The sequence below is a fragment of the Aeromonas sp. FDAARGOS 1417 genome, from assembly GCF_019046985.1.
GTDB classification, from domain to species: Bacteria; Pseudomonadota; Gammaproteobacteria; order Enterobacterales; family Aeromonadaceae; genus Aeromonas; species Aeromonas veronii.
Genome location: NZ_CP077221.1, coordinates 2,060,359 through 2,076,403, shown reverse-complemented (window position 1 = coordinate 2,076,403; position 16,045 = coordinate 2,060,359). Strand labels below are relative to the sequence as shown.

Annotated in this window: 18 protein-coding genes; 7 read left to right on the top strand and 11 right to left on the bottom strand. The window is 57.8% G+C overall.

Annotated features, from left to right (window positions below; translation table 11 throughout):
• Positions 1-393 precede the first annotated feature (393 nt).
• Together I6L47_RS09340 and I6L47_RS09335 are read left to right on the top strand one after the other, a co-directional pair.
• A complete protein-coding gene (locus tag I6L47_RS09340) occupies positions 394-1,668 on the top strand; it encodes an alpha/beta hydrolase (protein WP_216949169.1) in 1,275 nt (424 codons plus the stop codon).
• A 350-nt stretch (positions 1,669-2,018) separates the two neighbouring features.
• Entirely contained in the window at positions 2,019-2,744 is a 726-nt protein-coding gene (locus I6L47_RS09335; RefSeq protein WP_216949337.1) for a carbonic anhydrase, read from the top strand.
• An 86-nt stretch (positions 2,745-2,830) separates the two neighbouring features.
• Here the strand turns inward: I6L47_RS09335 and I6L47_RS09330 are convergent, their stop codons facing one another.
• Complete coding sequence (locus I6L47_RS09330) at positions 2,831-3,739, bottom strand: pseudouridine-5'-phosphate glycosidase (protein WP_129503388.1); 909 nt, start codon at positions 3,737-3,739, stop codon at positions 2,831-2,833.
• Complete coding sequence (locus I6L47_RS09325) at positions 3,733-4,824, bottom strand: PfkB family carbohydrate kinase (RefSeq protein ID WP_216949167.1); 1,092 nt, start codon at positions 4,822-4,824, stop codon at positions 3,733-3,735. Before I6L47_RS09325 ends, I6L47_RS09330 begins: the two co-directional genes overlap by 7 nt.
• 204 nt (positions 4,825-5,028) lie before the next feature.
• Here I6L47_RS09325 and I6L47_RS09320 point away from each other — a divergent pair, with 204 nt between their 5' ends.
• Complete coding sequence (locus I6L47_RS09320; RefSeq protein WP_005335311.1) at positions 5,029-5,481, top strand: RNA methyltransferase; 453 nt, start codon at positions 5,029-5,031, stop codon at positions 5,479-5,481.
• 119 nt (positions 5,482-5,600) lie between these two features.
• On the opposite strand, the gene I6L47_RS09315 is transcribed toward I6L47_RS09320, so the two are convergent.
• Complete coding sequence (locus tag I6L47_RS09315) at positions 5,601-6,344, bottom strand: ABC transporter substrate-binding protein (protein WP_216949336.1); 744 nt, start codon at positions 6,342-6,344, stop codon at positions 5,601-5,603.
• A 189-nt stretch (positions 6,345-6,533) separates the two neighbouring features.
• Here I6L47_RS09315 and I6L47_RS09310 point away from each other — a divergent pair, with 189 nt between their 5' ends.
• Positions 6,534-6,965 (top strand): universal stress protein, encoded by a 432-nt coding sequence (locus I6L47_RS09310; RefSeq protein ID WP_005335309.1) that lies wholly within the window; start codon positions 6,534-6,536, stop codon positions 6,963-6,965.
• Between the two features lie 77 nt (positions 6,966-7,042).
• On the opposite strand, the gene I6L47_RS09305 is transcribed toward I6L47_RS09310, so the two are convergent.
• The 4 genes from I6L47_RS09305 to crp all read right to left on the bottom strand — a co-directional run bounded on the left by I6L47_RS09305 (position 7,043) and on the right by crp (position 10,882).
• On the bottom strand, positions 7,043-7,678 hold the full coding sequence (locus I6L47_RS09305; protein WP_216949166.1) for a murein L,D-transpeptidase catalytic domain family protein: 636 nt from the start codon (positions 7,676-7,678) through the stop codon (positions 7,043-7,045).
• Between the two features lie 173 nt (positions 7,679-7,851).
• Positions 7,852-8,976, bottom strand: a complete 1,125-nt coding sequence (locus I6L47_RS09300) for a porin (RefSeq protein WP_216949165.1) — start codon at positions 8,974-8,976, stop codon at positions 7,852-7,854.
• A 341-nt stretch (positions 8,977-9,317) separates the two neighbouring features.
• On the bottom strand, positions 9,318-10,118 hold the full coding sequence (locus I6L47_RS09295; protein ID WP_216949163.1) for a putative RNA methyltransferase: 801 nt from the start codon (positions 10,116-10,118) through the stop codon (positions 9,318-9,320).
• 125 nt (positions 10,119-10,243) lie between these two features.
• Positions 10,244-10,882 (bottom strand): cAMP-activated global transcriptional regulator CRP, encoded by a 639-nt coding sequence (gene crp, locus I6L47_RS09290; RefSeq protein ID WP_005335304.1) that lies wholly within the window; start codon positions 10,880-10,882, stop codon positions 10,244-10,246.
• Positions 10,883-11,182: 300 nt separating this feature from the next.
• Between crp and I6L47_RS09285 the strand changes: the two genes are divergently transcribed.
• Together I6L47_RS09285 and I6L47_RS09280 are read left to right on the top strand one after the other, a co-directional pair.
• Complete coding sequence (locus tag I6L47_RS09285) at positions 11,183-11,587, top strand: OsmC family protein (RefSeq protein WP_144714553.1); 405 nt, start codon at positions 11,183-11,185, stop codon at positions 11,585-11,587.
• Positions 11,588-11,680: 93 nt separating this feature from the next.
• Positions 11,681-11,977, top strand: coding sequence for an MliC family protein (locus I6L47_RS09280; protein ID WP_005348285.1), 297 nt, complete (start codon positions 11,681-11,683; stop codon positions 11,975-11,977).
• Between the two features lie 141 nt (positions 11,978-12,118).
• Here the strand turns inward: I6L47_RS09280 and I6L47_RS09275 are convergent, their stop codons facing one another.
• Genes I6L47_RS09275 through I6L47_RS09265 form a run of 3 tightly spaced genes read right to left on the bottom strand, consistent with a single transcriptional unit; the run spans position 12,119 to position 13,815 of the window.
• The gene (locus I6L47_RS09275; RefSeq protein ID WP_005335300.1) at positions 12,119-12,652 is read right to left on the bottom strand and encodes a DUF4136 domain-containing protein; all 534 of its coding nucleotides are present in this window, start codon (positions 12,650-12,652) and stop codon (positions 12,119-12,121) included.
• 16 nt (positions 12,653-12,668) lie between these two features.
• Complete coding sequence (locus I6L47_RS09270) at positions 12,669-13,538, bottom strand: phosphoribulokinase (RefSeq protein WP_005335299.1); 870 nt, start codon at positions 13,536-13,538, stop codon at positions 12,669-12,671.
• A gap of 52 nt (positions 13,539-13,590) precedes the next feature.
• Entirely contained in the window at positions 13,591-13,815 is a 225-nt protein-coding gene (locus I6L47_RS09265; protein WP_005335298.1) for a YheU family protein, read from the bottom strand.
• A gap of 97 nt (positions 13,816-13,912) precedes the next feature.
• On the opposite strand from I6L47_RS09265, the gene I6L47_RS09260 reads away from it, so the two are divergent.
• Entirely contained in the window at positions 13,913-15,064 is a 1,152-nt protein-coding gene (locus tag I6L47_RS09260) for a GGDEF domain-containing protein (RefSeq protein WP_216949162.1), read from the top strand.
• On the opposite strand, the gene I6L47_RS09255 is transcribed toward I6L47_RS09260, so the two are convergent.
• Entirely contained in the window at positions 15,043-16,029 is a 987-nt protein-coding gene (locus I6L47_RS09255) for a hydrolase (protein ID WP_216949160.1), read from the bottom strand. The genes I6L47_RS09260 and I6L47_RS09255 overlap by 22 nt on opposite strands.
• Positions 16,030-16,045: the final 16 nt, after the last annotated feature.

Genomic DNA, 16,045 nt, shown 5'->3' with positions numbered 1-16,045 from the left:
TTCATTTCTAGTTGCTGTTGCATGCTGCCAAAAAGAGCGTCGCGCCACAGGTGGCACTGAACAGCAGCATTCCGGTCTGTAGCATGCTGCCAGGGCATGGCTTCTTCTCTCTTTTTCTGGCCCTGATCCACTTCGGTTTCATCACATTCCCTTATCCATTTTGTCGGCCTGAATGGCTGCACTCCTGTGCAGGCGAGCCATCTTTGTTGAATGGCGCCATGGCGTCAATCTCCCCCGCAAAACAATTAATTCAGCACCGTTGAAGAGCGGCTTGTCGGGTGATGTTTCGACCTTTAAGCCATTGTTAACATTTTGGAAAACTGGAGTGACCCTGTGGCTGGGCGAGGATATGATGGGGTCAATGATGTTCCCATCCTGACGGAGAGATCCCAGATGAGCAGCCCCTTGAGCTATGTACTGGACGGCATTCATTGCGAGCCGCACTTTTTTACCGTTCCCCTCGATCATGATGAGCCGGATGGCGATAGCATTACTCTGTTTGCCCGTACCCTCTGCCGTAAAGACAAGCTCGATGAGAAGTTGCCCTGGCTGCTTTTTCTGCAAGGGGGGCCGGGATTCGGGGCGCCGCGCCCGACGGCTAACAGTGGTTGGCTCAAGCGGGCGTTGCAGGAGTTCAGAGTGCTGCTGCTGGATCAGCGTGGCACCGGGATGTCGAGCCCCATCCACGGGCATAGTCTGGCCAAAATGACCCCGGCCGAGCAGGCGGAGTATCTCAGCCATTTTCGCGCCGACAGCATAGTGCAAGATGCCGAGTTCATCCGGCAGGAGCTCAGCCCCAAGCATCGCTGGAGCCTGCTGGGTCAGAGCTTTGGCGGCTTTTGCTGCCTGACCTATCTCTCGCTCTTCCCCGATAGCCTGCGGGAGGTCTATATCACCGGCGGCATCGCGCCGATTGGCCGCAGCGCCGAGGAGGTTTACCGCGCCACCTATCAGCGGGTGGCTGACAAGAACCGAGCCTTCTTCGCCCGCTTCCCCCACGCTCAGGGGATTGCCAACCGGTTGGCCAACCATCTGCACCAGCATGATGTGCGGCTGCCCAACGGTCAGCGCCTGACGGTGGAGCAGTTCCAGCAGCAGGGGCTGGATCTCGGTGCTACGGGTGCCTTCGAGGAGCTTTATTACCTGCTGGAAGAGGCCTTTATCGGTGACAAGCTGAGCCCGGCCTTTCTCTATCAGGTGCAGAGCATGCAGCCATTCAATACCAACCCGCTGTTTGCCATTCTGCACGAGGCTATCTACGCCGAAGGGGAGGCGACTCGCTGGGCGGCAGATCGGGTCAGAGGGGAGTTTCCTGCGGTGAACTGGGCGCCAGGCAAGGATTTCGCCTTCACCGGCGAGATGGTTTACCCCTGGATGTTCGAGCAGTTCCGCGAGTTGCTGCCCCTGAAAGAGGCGGCTCATCTGCTGGCCAACAAGGCGGACTGGGGGGCGCTCTATGATCCGGCACAGCTGGCCCGCAACCAGGTGCCGGTCGCCTGCGCCGTCTATGCCGAGGATATGTATGTGGAGTTTGACTACAGTCGCGAGACCCTGCGTGGCCTTGGCAACAGTCGCGCCTGGATCACCAATGAGTATGAGCACAACGGTTTGCGTGCCGATGGTGAGGCGATTCTTGATCGTCTGATCGCGTTGAATCGCGACCGTTAATTGCCGCTATCGGCAACTATCGCGGGAGCCCGGACTCCCGCGATGGTTGTGATGGATAGTTGTTATGAAAGCGTGACTCCCTGAACCTTGACCCGTATCCGCCAGACGATGAGTGGATAGCCGGCTGATTAATTTCCCCCTCTTTCACTGTCTCTGTCGATCCCTCACCATATACTTGCCAAACGACTCTGTATTGAGCAGCGGTCAAACCGATTGACCAACCCGTGCTCGTTACCATTAGAAAGTCGCTCCGATGCTCTGTATCCCGCGTATCTGATATGCCATCTCTGCATGCCCCGCTATCCGGGGGAGGGGATGGTCGTGCTTTTCAATCACAATAAGGATGTATGATGAGAAAGTCTCTGTTGGCCTGCTCCCTGTTGCTGTGCCCTGTCGTGTTTGCTGCCACCCCCCATTGGGAATATAGCGGTGAGGCGGGGCCTGCCCACTGGGCCAAGCTGACCCCGGAGTTTGGTCAGTGTGCGGGCAGCAATCAGTCGCCGGTTGACCTGCGCGGATTGGTCGAGGCCAAACTGGCCCCGCTGGTACTCCACTATCAGGCGGGTGGCAACACAGTGGTCAACAACGGTCATACCGTGCAGGTCGGTTATGCCCCGGGCAGCACCTTGCAACTCGATGGCACCACGTTTGAACTAAAGCAGTTTCACTTCCACGCCCCGAGTGAAAACCTTATCGAGGGCAAATCCTATCCGCTGGAAGGGCATCTGGTGCATGTCAGTGACAAGGGAGAGATCGCCGTGGTGGCGGTGATGTTCGAGGCTGGCAAGGCCAATCCGGTGCTGGCGGCTGCCTGGAGTGAACTACTTGCCAAGGTGGGGGAGATCCAGGCTCTCAAGGCGCCGCTCTCTGCTGAGCAACTGCTGCCCGAGAATCGTGACTACTATCGCTTCAGCGGTTCCCTTACTACGCCTCCCTGCTCGGAAGGAGTGCGCTGGCTGGTGATGAAGCAGCCAGTCGAGGTCAGTCAGGCCCAGATCGACGCCTTCAAGGCGGTGATGCACCATCCCAACAACCGGCCAGTGCAACCGCTCAATGGACGCGTGGTACTGCAATAACACTGTGTTGCAATAGCGCAGTAGATAGCAAACACAACAAGAGGGCCGTCAGGCCCTCTTTTACATGGCGAGGTATCGGCGTGCGATCAGAGGCTGGCGGCGATGCGGGCACCGAGGGCCGCGTTGTTCAGTACCAGCTGGATATTGGCCGCCAGCGAGTTGCCGCCAGTCAGCTCGCAGACGCGGGCCAGCAGGAAGGGGGTTGAGGCCTTACCCTTGATCCCCTGCTCATCGGCTTCACGCAGCGCTTGAGCAATGGCTGCGTCGATATCGGCTTTTGGCATGGCGTGTGCGGTCGGGATGGGATTGGCCACCACGGCGCCGCCCGCCAGTCCCAGCTCCCACTTGAGGCGAAGCGCCTCGGCGATGGCTGCCGGGGTATCGAGGCGATAATCGACCTTGAAGCCACTCTCGCGGGTGTAGAAGGCTGGCAGCTCCTCGGTTTGATAGCCGATCACCGGCACGCCCTGGGTCTCCAGATACTCCAGCGTCAGCCCGATATCGAGGATCGACTTGGCACCGGCACAGACTACGGCCACCGGCGTTTGGGCCAGCTCCTGCAGGTCGGCCGAGATATCGAAGGTCTCCTGCGCGCCGCGATGTACCCCGCCGATACCACCGGTGGCAAAGACCCGGATCCCCGCCATGGCGGCGATGATCATGGTGGAGGCGACCGTGGTGGCCCCCATCCCCTTGCGCGCCAGTACGAACGGAATGTCGCGGCGGCTGCACTTGGTCACGTCGTGGCCTGCCCGGCCGAGCGCTTCCAGCGCACTCGCATCGAGACCCACCTTGAGGCGGCCATCGAGGATGGCGATGGTGGCCGGAATGGCGCCGTTATCGCGCACCATCTGTTCAACCTGACGGGCCGTCTCCACGTTCTGTGGATAGGGCATGCCGTGGGAAATGATGGTGGATTCGAGGGCGACGACCGGTTTGCCGGCAGCCAGCGCGGCAGCCACTTCCGGTTGGATATCGAGGTAAGCGTTCAGCATGAGTACTCCTCCAGTATGCGGTCAACGGCGGTCTTGCTCAGACCGGAAAAAACGGTATCGGAACAATTGACGGTGAGTGCGGCGCAGCCCAGGGCAAAGCGGGTGGTTTGGGCAATGTCGAGCTCTTGCAGCCAGGCGTGGGCAAGGCCAGCCATAAAGGCATCCCCGCCGCCGGTGACGTTGAGTACCGGACTGCCCAGTACCGGCAGGTGACCCTGCTGCTCGCCATCGCTGTAGAAGATCCCCAGTTCACCCAGACTGAGGAACAGTCGCTTGACCCCGGCGCGGTGGAACCAGGCGGCTACCATGGGCCAGGTTTCGGGCCCGGCGATGGTCATACCGCACAGCTGCTCGGCTTCACTGCGATTGGGTTTGAGGGTGTGGATCTTGCCGAGCCAAGGGCGGATCTTCTCCACCTTGGCCACCGAAACGGTATCGACAAAGATGGCGTGCTCCCCCTGTCGCTCGAACAGCCAGTCGAGGGTGTGGATGGCCAGATTGGTATCGAGCACCCAAAGCCGGGCACCGCCGAGAAAGCCACCGAGCGGGGTCAGGCGAGCAGGGGTGAGCTGCTCTATGATGGCCATGTCGTTGATGGCGCAGCTCATTTCGCCGCTGCCATCATGCAGGCTGAGATAACAGGAGGTGGTGTGGCCGTCCAGCACCAGAGTCTGGCGCACATCGACGCCAGCCCGTTGGCTCACTTCCAATAGATGGTGACCATACTGGTCGTTGCCGACCGCAGTCAGCAGCCGGGTGTCGCTGCCGAGCCGCGCCAGATTCTCAGCGATATTGCGGCCGACACCGCCTGCCGAGGTGCGCACCTTGCCCGGGTTGGAGTCGCCGAGCAGCAGGTTGTCATGGCTGGTGCCGCAAATATCCATATTGGCACCGCCGATCACCACTACGTAGGGGCCCTCTCGCAGTACATAACCTCTGCCTTGCACATATCCCTGCCGGATCAGGCTTGAGATGTGGCTGGCCAGCGCGGAGCGGCTGATGCCAAGGCGATCGGCCAGCTCCTGCTGGGCAATCATGGGATCCTGACGCAGCAGGGCGAGGATCTCTTGTTCACGCTCAGTCATAGACAAACATCCATTTGCAAACGTTTGTCCATTATTGCTGGGAAACGTTTGCTGGCTATCGGCTTGTACAAAATTTGTTGGATTGCGCACAAAAAATCGACATTCAAAGCTGGGTTGGCAAGCGGTTTAGCCGGGGAGGGGACTTTTAACGGGTCGATGGCCCTGCAACGGCTTATAATGGCCGCCGCAAGATGAGGAGAGATGATGGAAAAGAGTGCATTCTGCTGCGTGGGGCTGGTCAATCCCAAGTCTCCGGAAAATGTCGGCTCCGTGATGCGGGCTGCGGGCTGCTACGGGGTGGATGAGGTCTACTACACCGGCAACCGCTTCGAGCTGGCGCGCCGCTTTGCCACCGATACCAAGCAGATGGTGGAGAAGATCCCGCTGCTCGGGGTGGATGATCTGATGGCGTTTATCCCGCAGGGATGCGTGCCCGTGGTGGTTGATCTGATCGATGGCGCTACGCCGCTCCCCGACTATGTCCATCCGGAACGCGCTTTTTATATCTTCGGGCCGGAGGATGGTACGCTCGATCCCGCCCTCTATGGCGCGGTGAAAGATGTGGTTTATGTGCCGACCCAGGGCTGCATGAATCTGGCCGCCTCGGTCAATGTGATCCTCTATGACCGCTTGGCGAAGGGGTTCCGGCAACCCTGAGTTGTGGCGTGGCCACGGTCAATCAAACCGTAATGGAAAGGTGTTGCTCATAGACTGGTTGCTGGCGGTGGCCGCGGTTGACGGGGCTGCGGTATCCTTCTCTTTCCCCTATGGAGGGATCAGTTTTCGCCGGCCTTGACCGCCTGCTCCTCGAGAAAGTCGCGGTAGTAGTCATAGAGGTGATAACGGCGATATATCTCGGCCAGCGTGCCGCGACGGATCAGATTCACCATCTCCTGATCCCACAGCTGCAGTAGCCGGTCGCCCTGCTCGGTATCGGCAAAAATGGGGTAAGTCGGTATCCAGCGCAAAATGGTGCGGTACATATTGGCCGGGGTCTCATCGGCAGAATGGAGCACGCCAGCGGTCAGGTAATAGCGATAGCGCCCCTTGCCAATCAGCTGCAGGGCCATCTCATGACTGTCGATCTCGTGCCATCGCATGGTGACCGGAAGATATTTATCCAGCACCCATCCTCGCCGCCAGAGGACGGTCTCGCCTTCCAGACTGCGCTCTCCCCGCCATTGTGGTTGCCACTGTTTGAGCATGAAGACGGTCACATCATCGGCGGAGGCGGGCTGACGGGGCTGTTTGACCCCTTTGATCTCGTCCAGATAGACACTCATCGCCATATCCCCCTCTTGCCTGGCTACCATGGCAACGGCGCGTTTGTAGGGCACGATATGGGGCACGATCTGATAGCCGTGGGGTTGGTAGATGGTTCGCACCAGATCGAGATAGATACCGCGGCCATCCGGTTGGCAGAAACCGGGCCAGCCATCGCAATAGACGTGGATATCGGTTGTGCGAGCGTGGGTGATCGCACACAGAGAGCAAAGCAGCAAACAACCGATGCGCAGCATGGTCAGCATTATCCTCGCAGGGGTGAGGAGAGCACGTATCACCTGATTTATACCATGCCATTGATCGCGGCGGGCGGAGAAAAGATCCCGCATCTCCATTTTGCGACAGGGTCGAGGGTTATTTGCGGTCGGATCGTTATGATCGAGTAAAGATTCAATAGCACCCCAATCAGTAGAGGAGACTGCATTATGCCATCGATCAAGACTCTGCTCTGTCCAGTCGATTTTTCCCAAATGTCTCGCGCGGTACTCGACTATGCCGTTTTTATGGCACAGAGCCATCAGGCCCAGCTCAAGCTGATCCACGTGGTTGATCAACTGCACGGTTTTGACAGTTACAAGATCCTTCATATGACGGCCATCGAGATCACCCACGAGATGGAGCGTCAAGCCAGAACCCAGCTCAAAGAGCTGGTTGCCACCCTGCCGATCCCGGCCACCTTTGATATTCGCTTTGGCCGCGCCGCAGATGAAATTGTCATTCAGGCCAAGGAGGATGAGGTTGAGCTGATCGTGATGGGTAGCCACGGCCGCTCCGGTATCAGCCATCTGCTGGTAGGCAGTGTCGCCGAGTCTGTGGTGCGTCATGCACCCTGTCCGGTACTGGTGGTGCGCCAATAACGCGCCACGTTTAGTGTGAAAAGCGTAACAAACAAGGCCAGCGATTGCTGGCCTTGCGTTTTCTGGTGTTGTGCCCGCTAGCCGTGGGCGTAGATGACACTCCCCCCCTTGATGGTATCTATGATGGCCCTGGCCTGCTCTTTGGGCAGGGCGGGGCAACCCCAGCTGCGGCCCAGCTTGTCATATTTGCGCAGATGGGTCGGGCTGGCATAGGCGGCGCCATGTACCACGATGGCACGCTTGCGGGCATTGCTGTTCTTGCCGGGGCTGAGCCCGTCCAGCCGCAGGGAGTAGCCATGCTTGCCCAGATAGGTTTCTGCGGTGCGATAGACGCCGAGGGAACTTTGGCGGGAGTTGAGCTGGTTGGAAAAGCGTTTTGCGGCCAGTTCACCTGAGTTCCGGCCATGACTGACCCAGGTGTGATAAAGCAGCTTTTGGCGCTTCATATCGATGACAAACAGCCTGCGCTGGGTAGATGGCTTGCTGTAATCGATGATGGTGAGAATGGGTTTTCGTTTGTGGCGCACAGTTTGATAACTGTTGAGTGCCTGACGAAAGGTCTGTTTATCCAGCTTGCCGGCCAGACCCAGTTGACGATAGAGGCTCTGATCCCAGCTGGCATCTGCCGTGCTGCTCCAGATGAGCGATATCAACAGCAGTGGCAACAACAGCCATCCGCGTTGCCAGTCTATGTTCCCGCGCGCTTGTCTCATCCGTGAATATCTCCTTGTCACTCCCTGTCAACGACGCGGATATTGCCATCAATCCGCTCGATAGTTATATGCAAGGTGCTGAAAAGGCGCAATAAAAAACCGGCCGCAGAGCGGCCGGAAGTAATTCAAACAGTAGACATTGGTATCACAGGGTATAACTGACTTCCAATTACTTAGAAGTTGTACTGCAGGGCAACCGCGACTACGTCGTCGGTGTTCTGGCCCAGAGAGTTGGTGGACTTGCCATTTACGGAGCCCAGCAGGTTCAGCTTGTAATCAACGTAGGCGTTGAAGTTCTCGGTGAAGTTGTACCAGGCACCGATAGATACGTACTCGGTGTAGGTATCATCGATACCGTGAGCGGAGTCTTTCACGTCAGTGCGCAGGTAGGCCAGAGAAGGCTTGAACTTGCCGATGGCGTACTGGGCAACGGCTTCGTAGCCATCCATCTTCTCGGCGTAACCGTTCTTGACGAACAGGTGGTCTTCACCGTGGGAGTAGGTTGCAGCCAGGTAGAGGTCGCCAGTTGCATATTTGGCACCGAAGCCTATCAGCTTGGCATCCTTGTCGCCACCGAAGGCGGCATAGCGAGCTTGCTCGTCGGTCTTGCCAGCCTGGTTATAGGCAGCACCCAGGCTCAGGCCCATATCGAAATCGTAGTTGGCAGATACTGCGAAGCCTTCTTTGGAACCAGTGCTGTTCCAGGTTGTGTCATTACCGATAACAGTGCCTTTATCGTGGTCAACGCTGAAATCTTTATCAGTCGCAGTGCGACCAGAGTTCTGCGGATCATTGTTACCGGTGAACTGGGCACCCAGGGTCAGACCCTGATAGGTGTAGATGTACTGGGCCAGACCGTTGGTACGGCCGGTGCCAAATACTTCGGTATTTTTGCCCAGGCCGTCACCGCCCCACTCAGGCAGGACGTCGGTATAGTTGTTGACGGCCTTGGTGAACAAGCCATCCTGACGACCATAGCTGAATGCGCCGAAACGGTCGTGCTTGATGCCGGCATAGGCATAACGCAGCTCGTCGTTGTCAGAACCGGAGGTCGGCAGGTTGTACTCGGCAAAGCCGAACGCCTTCATCTCGGGAGCAATCTTGGTCTCGCCAGCAACGTGCAGACGGAAGTAGCTCTGGTCACCTTCGGCACCGTTGTTGTCAGTGCCGTAGTAAGCACCTTGTGCACGGCCACCGATTTCCAGCTTGGTATCGTTCTGGTTGTAAACGGTAGCGGCATGGGCGCCGCTCGCCAGCAGCAGGCTGGAGATGGCAATAGTCAGTGCAGACTTCTTCATATGCGTTATTCCTCTGATGTAAACACTTCCGAACTTGTTGTCGGTTCTGTGAAATCGGAAATGGTCCGATAGCCACACGGTAGGCGTCCCAACCTTGACTGGGCCTGAATCCATCGTTGTTTAATTGAGGTGACGAGGTCGTTATCAAGACTGGGTGTGACGGTTTTTGACAAGATAAAAAGAGATTAAATTCAATGAATTATTTTCTAGTGACATTTTTGACATCAAGGCTGTTCTGAGCAACAAGGTCGATGGCTCAAGTTGTGAGCGATATCACACAGGGGAGAATGGGGCGGGGCGGGAAAAACGGGGGGGAGCCTTGCAAGGCTCCCCCCCAGTGATCAGAGGGGCTTTTGCCACAGGGTCAGCAGCAGATCCTGTTCCAGTTCATTCGGGCCCTGTTGAGCGAAAGCGTGACGCTGCTCACCGGTTGCCCGCCAGCCAAGACGGCTGGTCTCCAGAATAAAGCTGCGCATGGCCTGATCCATGGTGAGGCTGAACTGGCAGCGTTGTTGAGTCACCGGATTGAGGCCGCCGAGGGTTGGCCAGCTGAGGGGGTGTTCCATGCTCACCGGATTGAGGCTGACCCGCAGTTGCCACTGATGGCGCGGGCCCGGCTGCAGATAGAGCAGATAGCCACCGGGGGCCAGCCAGCTGACAAGCTGCTCGGTCTTGACCTTGAGATCGTTGACCAGCAGCACCTGAGCAGAGCCCGGTTGCAACGGCGCGCGAGCGGGATCGGCAATGACAAACTGGCCGTCCGCCTGCGCTTTTTTGGCGGCAAAGATGGTGTTCTTGGCGATATCAACCCCAGCAAACTGCCAGCCGGGCAGGCGCTCTGCCAGCGCGCGGCAGTAGTAGCCTTCACCGCACCCAAGATGGATCAGCTCTTGTGGGGCCAGCGGAGCGAGCAGGCCGGCCATGGCCTCAACCAGCGGCAGTTGGTGGCCGGCTTCCAGGAAATGGTGCTTGGCGCGCATCAGGGCGCGGCTGTCGCTGTCTTTGGGGTTTTTCTTGCCGGGGATGAGATCCAGATAACCTTCCGGTGCCGGATCGAAGTGATGCTTGTTGTCGCAATAGCGCCCCTGGGAGGCTTCATGAAGATGGAGCGGACTGCGGCAGCGGGGACATTGAAGGTGCATAGTAACTCTCTGGGCGAATGCCGGAACAGTGAAGGGCGTTCGGGATTATAGGGGAGAGGATCAAAAAAGGCTGCCGTAGCAGCCTTTTTTATCCCAAGGCCTCAGTCAGGCCTGCGGACGGGTCATCAGCGAGTGCCAAATACCACAATGGTCTTGCCGTGAGCAGAGATGAGCTCCTGCTCTTCCAGCATCTTCAGGATGCGGCCCACGGTTTCACGAGAGCAGCCGACGATCTGGCCGATCTCCTGACGGGTGATCTTGATCTGCATGCCATCCGGGTGGGTCATGGCATCCGGCTGTTTGGCCAGGTTGAGCAGGGTCTGGGCGATCCGGCCGGTCACATCCAGGAAGGCGAGGTTACCCACTTTCTGGCTGGTGTGTTGCAGGCGCTTGGCCATCTGGCCAGAGAGACGCATCAGAATGTCCGGGTTGACCTGGATCAGCTGGCGGAACTTCTTGTAGGAGATCTCTGCCACTTCGCAAGAGCCTTTGGCGCGAACCCAGGCGGAGCGCTCGGGATTCTCGTTCTCCTCGAACATCCCCATCTCGCCCAGGAAATCGCCCTGGTTCAGATAAGAGAGGATCATCTCTTTGCCCTCATCGTCCTTGATCAAGACGGCCACAGTGCCCTTGACGATGTAGTAGAGGGTCTCCGCTTTTTCACCCGCATGGATCAGGGTGCTCTTGGCGGGATACTTATGAATGTGGCAGTGCGACAAGAACCATTCCAGGGTGGGATCGCTTTGCGGTTTGCCAATGACCATGAGAATTCCTCTGTAGTGTCTTTTTATGGACTTGTGCGTCCGGGCAAGCTGCCAATCTTGCCATTCCTTGTATTGGTCGCAGTAGGATAAGAGCCTTTGCCTGTGCTGACAAGGCTTTGCGGGCTTTTGACAGAGCCCTTTGAGTAATGCCTGCTGCGCCGCTCCGGCCATTCTAGGGAAGATAGAGGTTGGAGATGTTGATTTTGATCTATTTCCATCCCAACTCCCCCTGTTCGGCAGAGATAAGCGACTGGGTTATGCTAGGGATCCATCATCATGATTAACAGGAGAGAGTGCGAGATGAAAGCCAAGGTCAGCTGGGTGGAAGGGATGAAGTTTGTGGGTGAGAGTGAATCCGGTCACAAGGTGATCCTGGATGGTGCCAACCCCGGTGAGGGGGCCAGCCCGATGGAGGTGATCCTGCTGGCGGTCGGTGGCTGCAGCTCCATTGATGTGGTCTCTATTCTCGAAAAAGCGCGCCAGTCGGTGACCGCCTGTCATGTCGATGTCAGTGGCGAACGGGTCGATAGCGTGCCCCGGGTTTTCGAGAAGATTAATCTGCACTTCGTGGTGACAGGCAAGGGATTGGCAGAGAAACAGGTGGCCAGAGCGGTCGATCTGTCGATGGAAAAATACTGTTCTGTTTCCCTGATGTTGGAAAAAGCGGTACAAATTACCCATAGTTATCAAATTGTTGAAGCTTGATAACGATAGTTTCATTGGTACCCTGGCATAAGGCCGTTACGTAAGGCCACTGCACAAGGCCATGACATAAAGCCATTACATAAGGAAAGTGCAATGAAAAAATTGATCGCTCTGCTTCCCCTTTTGGGCCTGGCGGCGTGCAGCAGCCCGCAACCTACCCAGTATCAATACAGCCAATACCAGTGTGGCGAAGAGATGCTGGCCGTTACCTATGATGCCCAGGCTGACATGGTGCAGTTCCCCTATGCCGGGGTTTATCACAAGCTGGCGCGTGTTGAGTCAGAGTCTGGCGCCAAATATTCTGATGGCCTGACCACTTTCTGGAATCAGGAGAAACAAGCTCTCCTCACCCAGAAAGGGGTCACACTGTTGACCTGTACGCTTAAATAAGTGACCACAGATATCTGAAGGTGTGCAGCTTTATGTCCGGGTCTGGCCAAGGCCGGATTGGGTCAAGAGGTTGAGACCACAAAAAACGGCTTGCCGGGAGGCAAGCCGTTTTTCTATCCATCCATTATCACTAAACAAGCGTTAGTTGGTGGGGACGCGATTGAGCAGCTCGGCCGCGAGCTGCTGGCTGAGTGCCTGACGCTGGCTGTCTGCAATGCTCACATCGCTGGTCAGCTGGATGATGCTGCTCCAGACCGCTTTCTGGGTTTTGCGATCGAGCAGCACGATGGCTAGCGACCCTTTGCGCTGGTTGGCCGAGGCGTATACCCCGGGTGTCATGCCAAGACGGGCGAAAATCTCGCCATCACTCATATCCTTGCCGCCCGCGACGCCGATGGCGACCCAGAGATCCGCCTCGTCGAGCGGTGCACTCTGCCACCCCTTGCCATTGAGCTCCCGGCTTACCGCCTGCTGCATCGGCTCCAGCCACCCTTCCGCCAACTCACCGGCAAATTGATACTGTTCGGCCAGGGCGTAGCGCGGGGTTGCACCATAGGTCCAGTTGCCCATCGGGCGAACCAGCATGGTGCCGGACTCCAGCGTGGGGGCCGCCGGCCCGCTGCTGCAACCGCCAAGCAGGGCGAGCAGTGCCACAGAGAGATAAGCAAGCCGCATCGTGAACTCCTTTGAATCAGGTTATTTTGCCGGTTTCGATCAATTGCTGGATGAGCGGGCGCAGGATCAGCTCCATCGCAAAGCCCATCTTGCCGCCCGGCACCACTATGGTGTTCATCCGCGACATGAATGAACCATCGATCATCGACAGCAGGTAGGGGAAATCCACCTGCTTGATACCGCGAAACCGGATCACCAGCATACTCTCGTCCAGACTCGGGATCACCTTGGCGCTGAAGGGGTTGGAGGTATCCACCGTCGGTACTCGCTGGAAGTTGATATGGGTGCGCGAGAACTGCGGGGTGATGAAGTTGATGTAGTCATCCATGGAGCGAACGATGGAGTCGGTCACCGCCTCGCGGGAATGCCCTCGCTCCGAGGTATCGCGGATCAGCTTCTGGATCCACTCCAGGTTGACGATGGGTACCACGCCTATCAGAAAATCCACGTGGCGCGCCACATTGTGATCCTCGGTGACCACACCGCCGTGCAGCCCTTCATAAAACAGCAGATCGGTATTGCTGGGCAGATGCTGCCAGGGGGTAAAGGTGCCGGGCATCTGGTTGAAGGGCACTGCCTCGTCAAAGCTGTGCAGGTAGCGGCGATACTGGCCATTGCCATCCTGCCCATAGCCCTGGAAAAAGCTCTCCAGCAGCCCGAAGTCATTAGCCTCAGGGCCAAAATAGCTGATATGGCGCCCCTGTTCGCGCGCCTTGCGGATCGCAACATCCATTTCCGGTCGGGTGTAGCGGTGAAAACTGTCACCTTCCACCACAGCCGCGGTATATCCCAGTTGATGGAACATGGAGCGAAAGGCGTTGGTGGAGGTGGAGGTGCCGGCTCCGGACGAACCGGTAACGGCAATAATGGGGTGCTTGGCCGACATGGGATTCTCTCTTCCTTGGGAATTCCGTTATAAGGTCCGGATTGCGGTTGGGTCAAGACTGCTCGATGAAGCGGTCTTTCATCACGATATTCACCGATTCGTGCAGCTCGCTGTAGACGATGACAGCTTTGCCTTGCTGTAATTGTTCTCTCACTGCATCGACTTTGACGCCAAGCGGTACATCCTGCTCTCCATATTCGGTTCCTTCCTGCAACACAAAGTGTTCGATCAGGTTGGTCAGGGTGTCGCCGTCCAGTTCTTGCCAGGGAATGATCATTTAAAGGTCTCACAGCAAAAGAGGTGATCGTCAGGCTATTGTTGTGTTGAATCCCGCGAATGCAATCACTTTTTACCTTTTCACCGGAGTCTGAGAGATGTTGTCTGAAGCGCAGCGCAGCGCGCCGTTAACCCTGACTGAGCATCTGGACAGCGCACGTCGAGAGGCGATTGCCCGAGGCATGGTGTGGTTCTGGTTGTTGAACTGGCTGGTGGTGTTGTTTCTTTCGATACGCTACGAGGTTTACAGCCAGGTCGGGCTCGCCAGTGATGACAGCTTGCCCTGGCGCTTTCAGAGTGAGCTGGCCCTGGTCATGGTGGTGCTATTGCTACTACCTGTTGTCAGCCTCTTTTGTGACCATCTGCAGGATCGCCTCTGGTTACGGATGGCTGCGCTTGTGATGGTGCTATGGGGCGGACTCTGGACGCTGCATATCTATACGATTGGTCAGGTGGAGCTGCGGGGAGGGGTCAGCTATGCCAACGGGATCATGCGGCTCAACCTGCTGGCTGCGCTCATCGCGTTTTATCCCGATCGCAAGGTTTTTTATGGCTATCTCTTGGGCCCGATGACGGTGGGTGTAGGGTTGGAGCTCTTTTTGCGCGTCGATTTTCCCCAGATCTACCTGCTTGGCGTGTTGTTTGGCGTGATTGCGCTGGAGGTCGGCCGCCGCATGCTGCACCGCTGGTTTGAATTGGCGATCATGCGGGAGCATGAAAATCTGACGCTGCTGCGCAAACTTGATCAGCTCGCCAAGCAAGATCCTCTGACCGGTGTCGCTAACCGGCGGCATTTCAATATCGAGTTGGATCGCGCGTTGGCCCATAGCCAGGAGAGCGGCGCTCTGCTATCGCTCATCCTGATCGATGTGGACTATTTCAAGCGCTTCAACGACCACTACGGCCATCAGGTGGGAGATATGTGCCTCAAGGAGGTGGCACAAGCGCTCAACCGTGCGGTACGCACGCCATCTGATCTGGTGGCCCGCTATGGCGGGGAGGAGTTTGTGCTGCTGCTGCCCAATACCGACCGTCAGGCGGCGGCCAGCGTGGCGCAGCGGCTGCAAGATGGCTTGGCCAGCCTGCGGCTGGAGCATCTGGCGTCCGATGTTGCCCCCTGGGTGACGGTTAGTCAGGGGATTGCCAGCAATGTGTCCGGCGAAGGGGCTAGCCAGTTGCTGGAGCGGGCCGATCAGGCGCTCTATCGGGCCAAGGCGTTGGGACGCAATCAATTCTGTGTTGCGGAGTGACTCTGTTCGGCAATCCAGCGGCTGATCCGCTCATCCAGCCAAAACCGTGGCCGCCAGGGCGTGCCGTGCAGAAAGCCGACATGGCCGCCGCACTGGCTCAACTCATAGCGCACCGTGGGCGAGAGTTGCTCCGGCCGGGGAATGACCGCGTGTGACATAAAGGGATCGTCGGCGGCGTGCAGGATCAGAGTAGGGATGGGGATCTGAGCCAGCAGCGGTAGCCCCGAGCAGCTCTGGTAGTAGTGGTTGGCGCTGTGAAAGCCGTGCAGCGGCGCGGTGACCAGCTCGTCAAAATCGCACAGGGTGGCAATCTGCTCCACTTGTCGAGGTTGCCAGCGTTCACTCGCTTTCTGCTGCTGGCTGATTTTGCTGAGCAAATTGCGGCGCATGGTGCGCAGCAGATAGTTCTGATAGACCTTCGAGAAGCCCTGATTGACCCGCTCGGCGCAGCTCGCCAGTTGCAGCGGGGCCGAGACCACCACCGCCGCTTTCAATGCCGCAGGACAGCCCCGCGCCAGCAGATTGACCAGCATATTGCCACCCAGTGAAAAGCCGATGGCGATCAGCGGTTTGCCCGGGAAGCGCTGGCTCAGCTCGGCAATCAGCTCCTGCGCATCACCGATGGCGCCGGAGTGATAGGCCTGCAGGTGGCGATTGGGCTCGCCGCTGCAACCGCGAAAGTGCATCAGCACGGCCTCTCTGCCCTCTTGCTGCAGGTGGGCGAACAATCCCTTGGCATAGTGGGAGTGAATGCTTCCCTCCAGCCCGTGAAACACCACTATCAGCGGCCGTTCATCAAGGCTGACTTCCCCGCTCCAGGCGAGGTCGACAAAGTCCCCATCCTGCAGTTCAAACCGCTCCGCCACAAAACGGGCTGGGGTGCGGCGCAGCCATTTGGGCAATATGGTCTGCAGATGAGGATTGCGTGCCCACCAGGGGGCGTGGAAGTGGCTCTCGGTCAGCATGGGGTCAGTCGGTCTG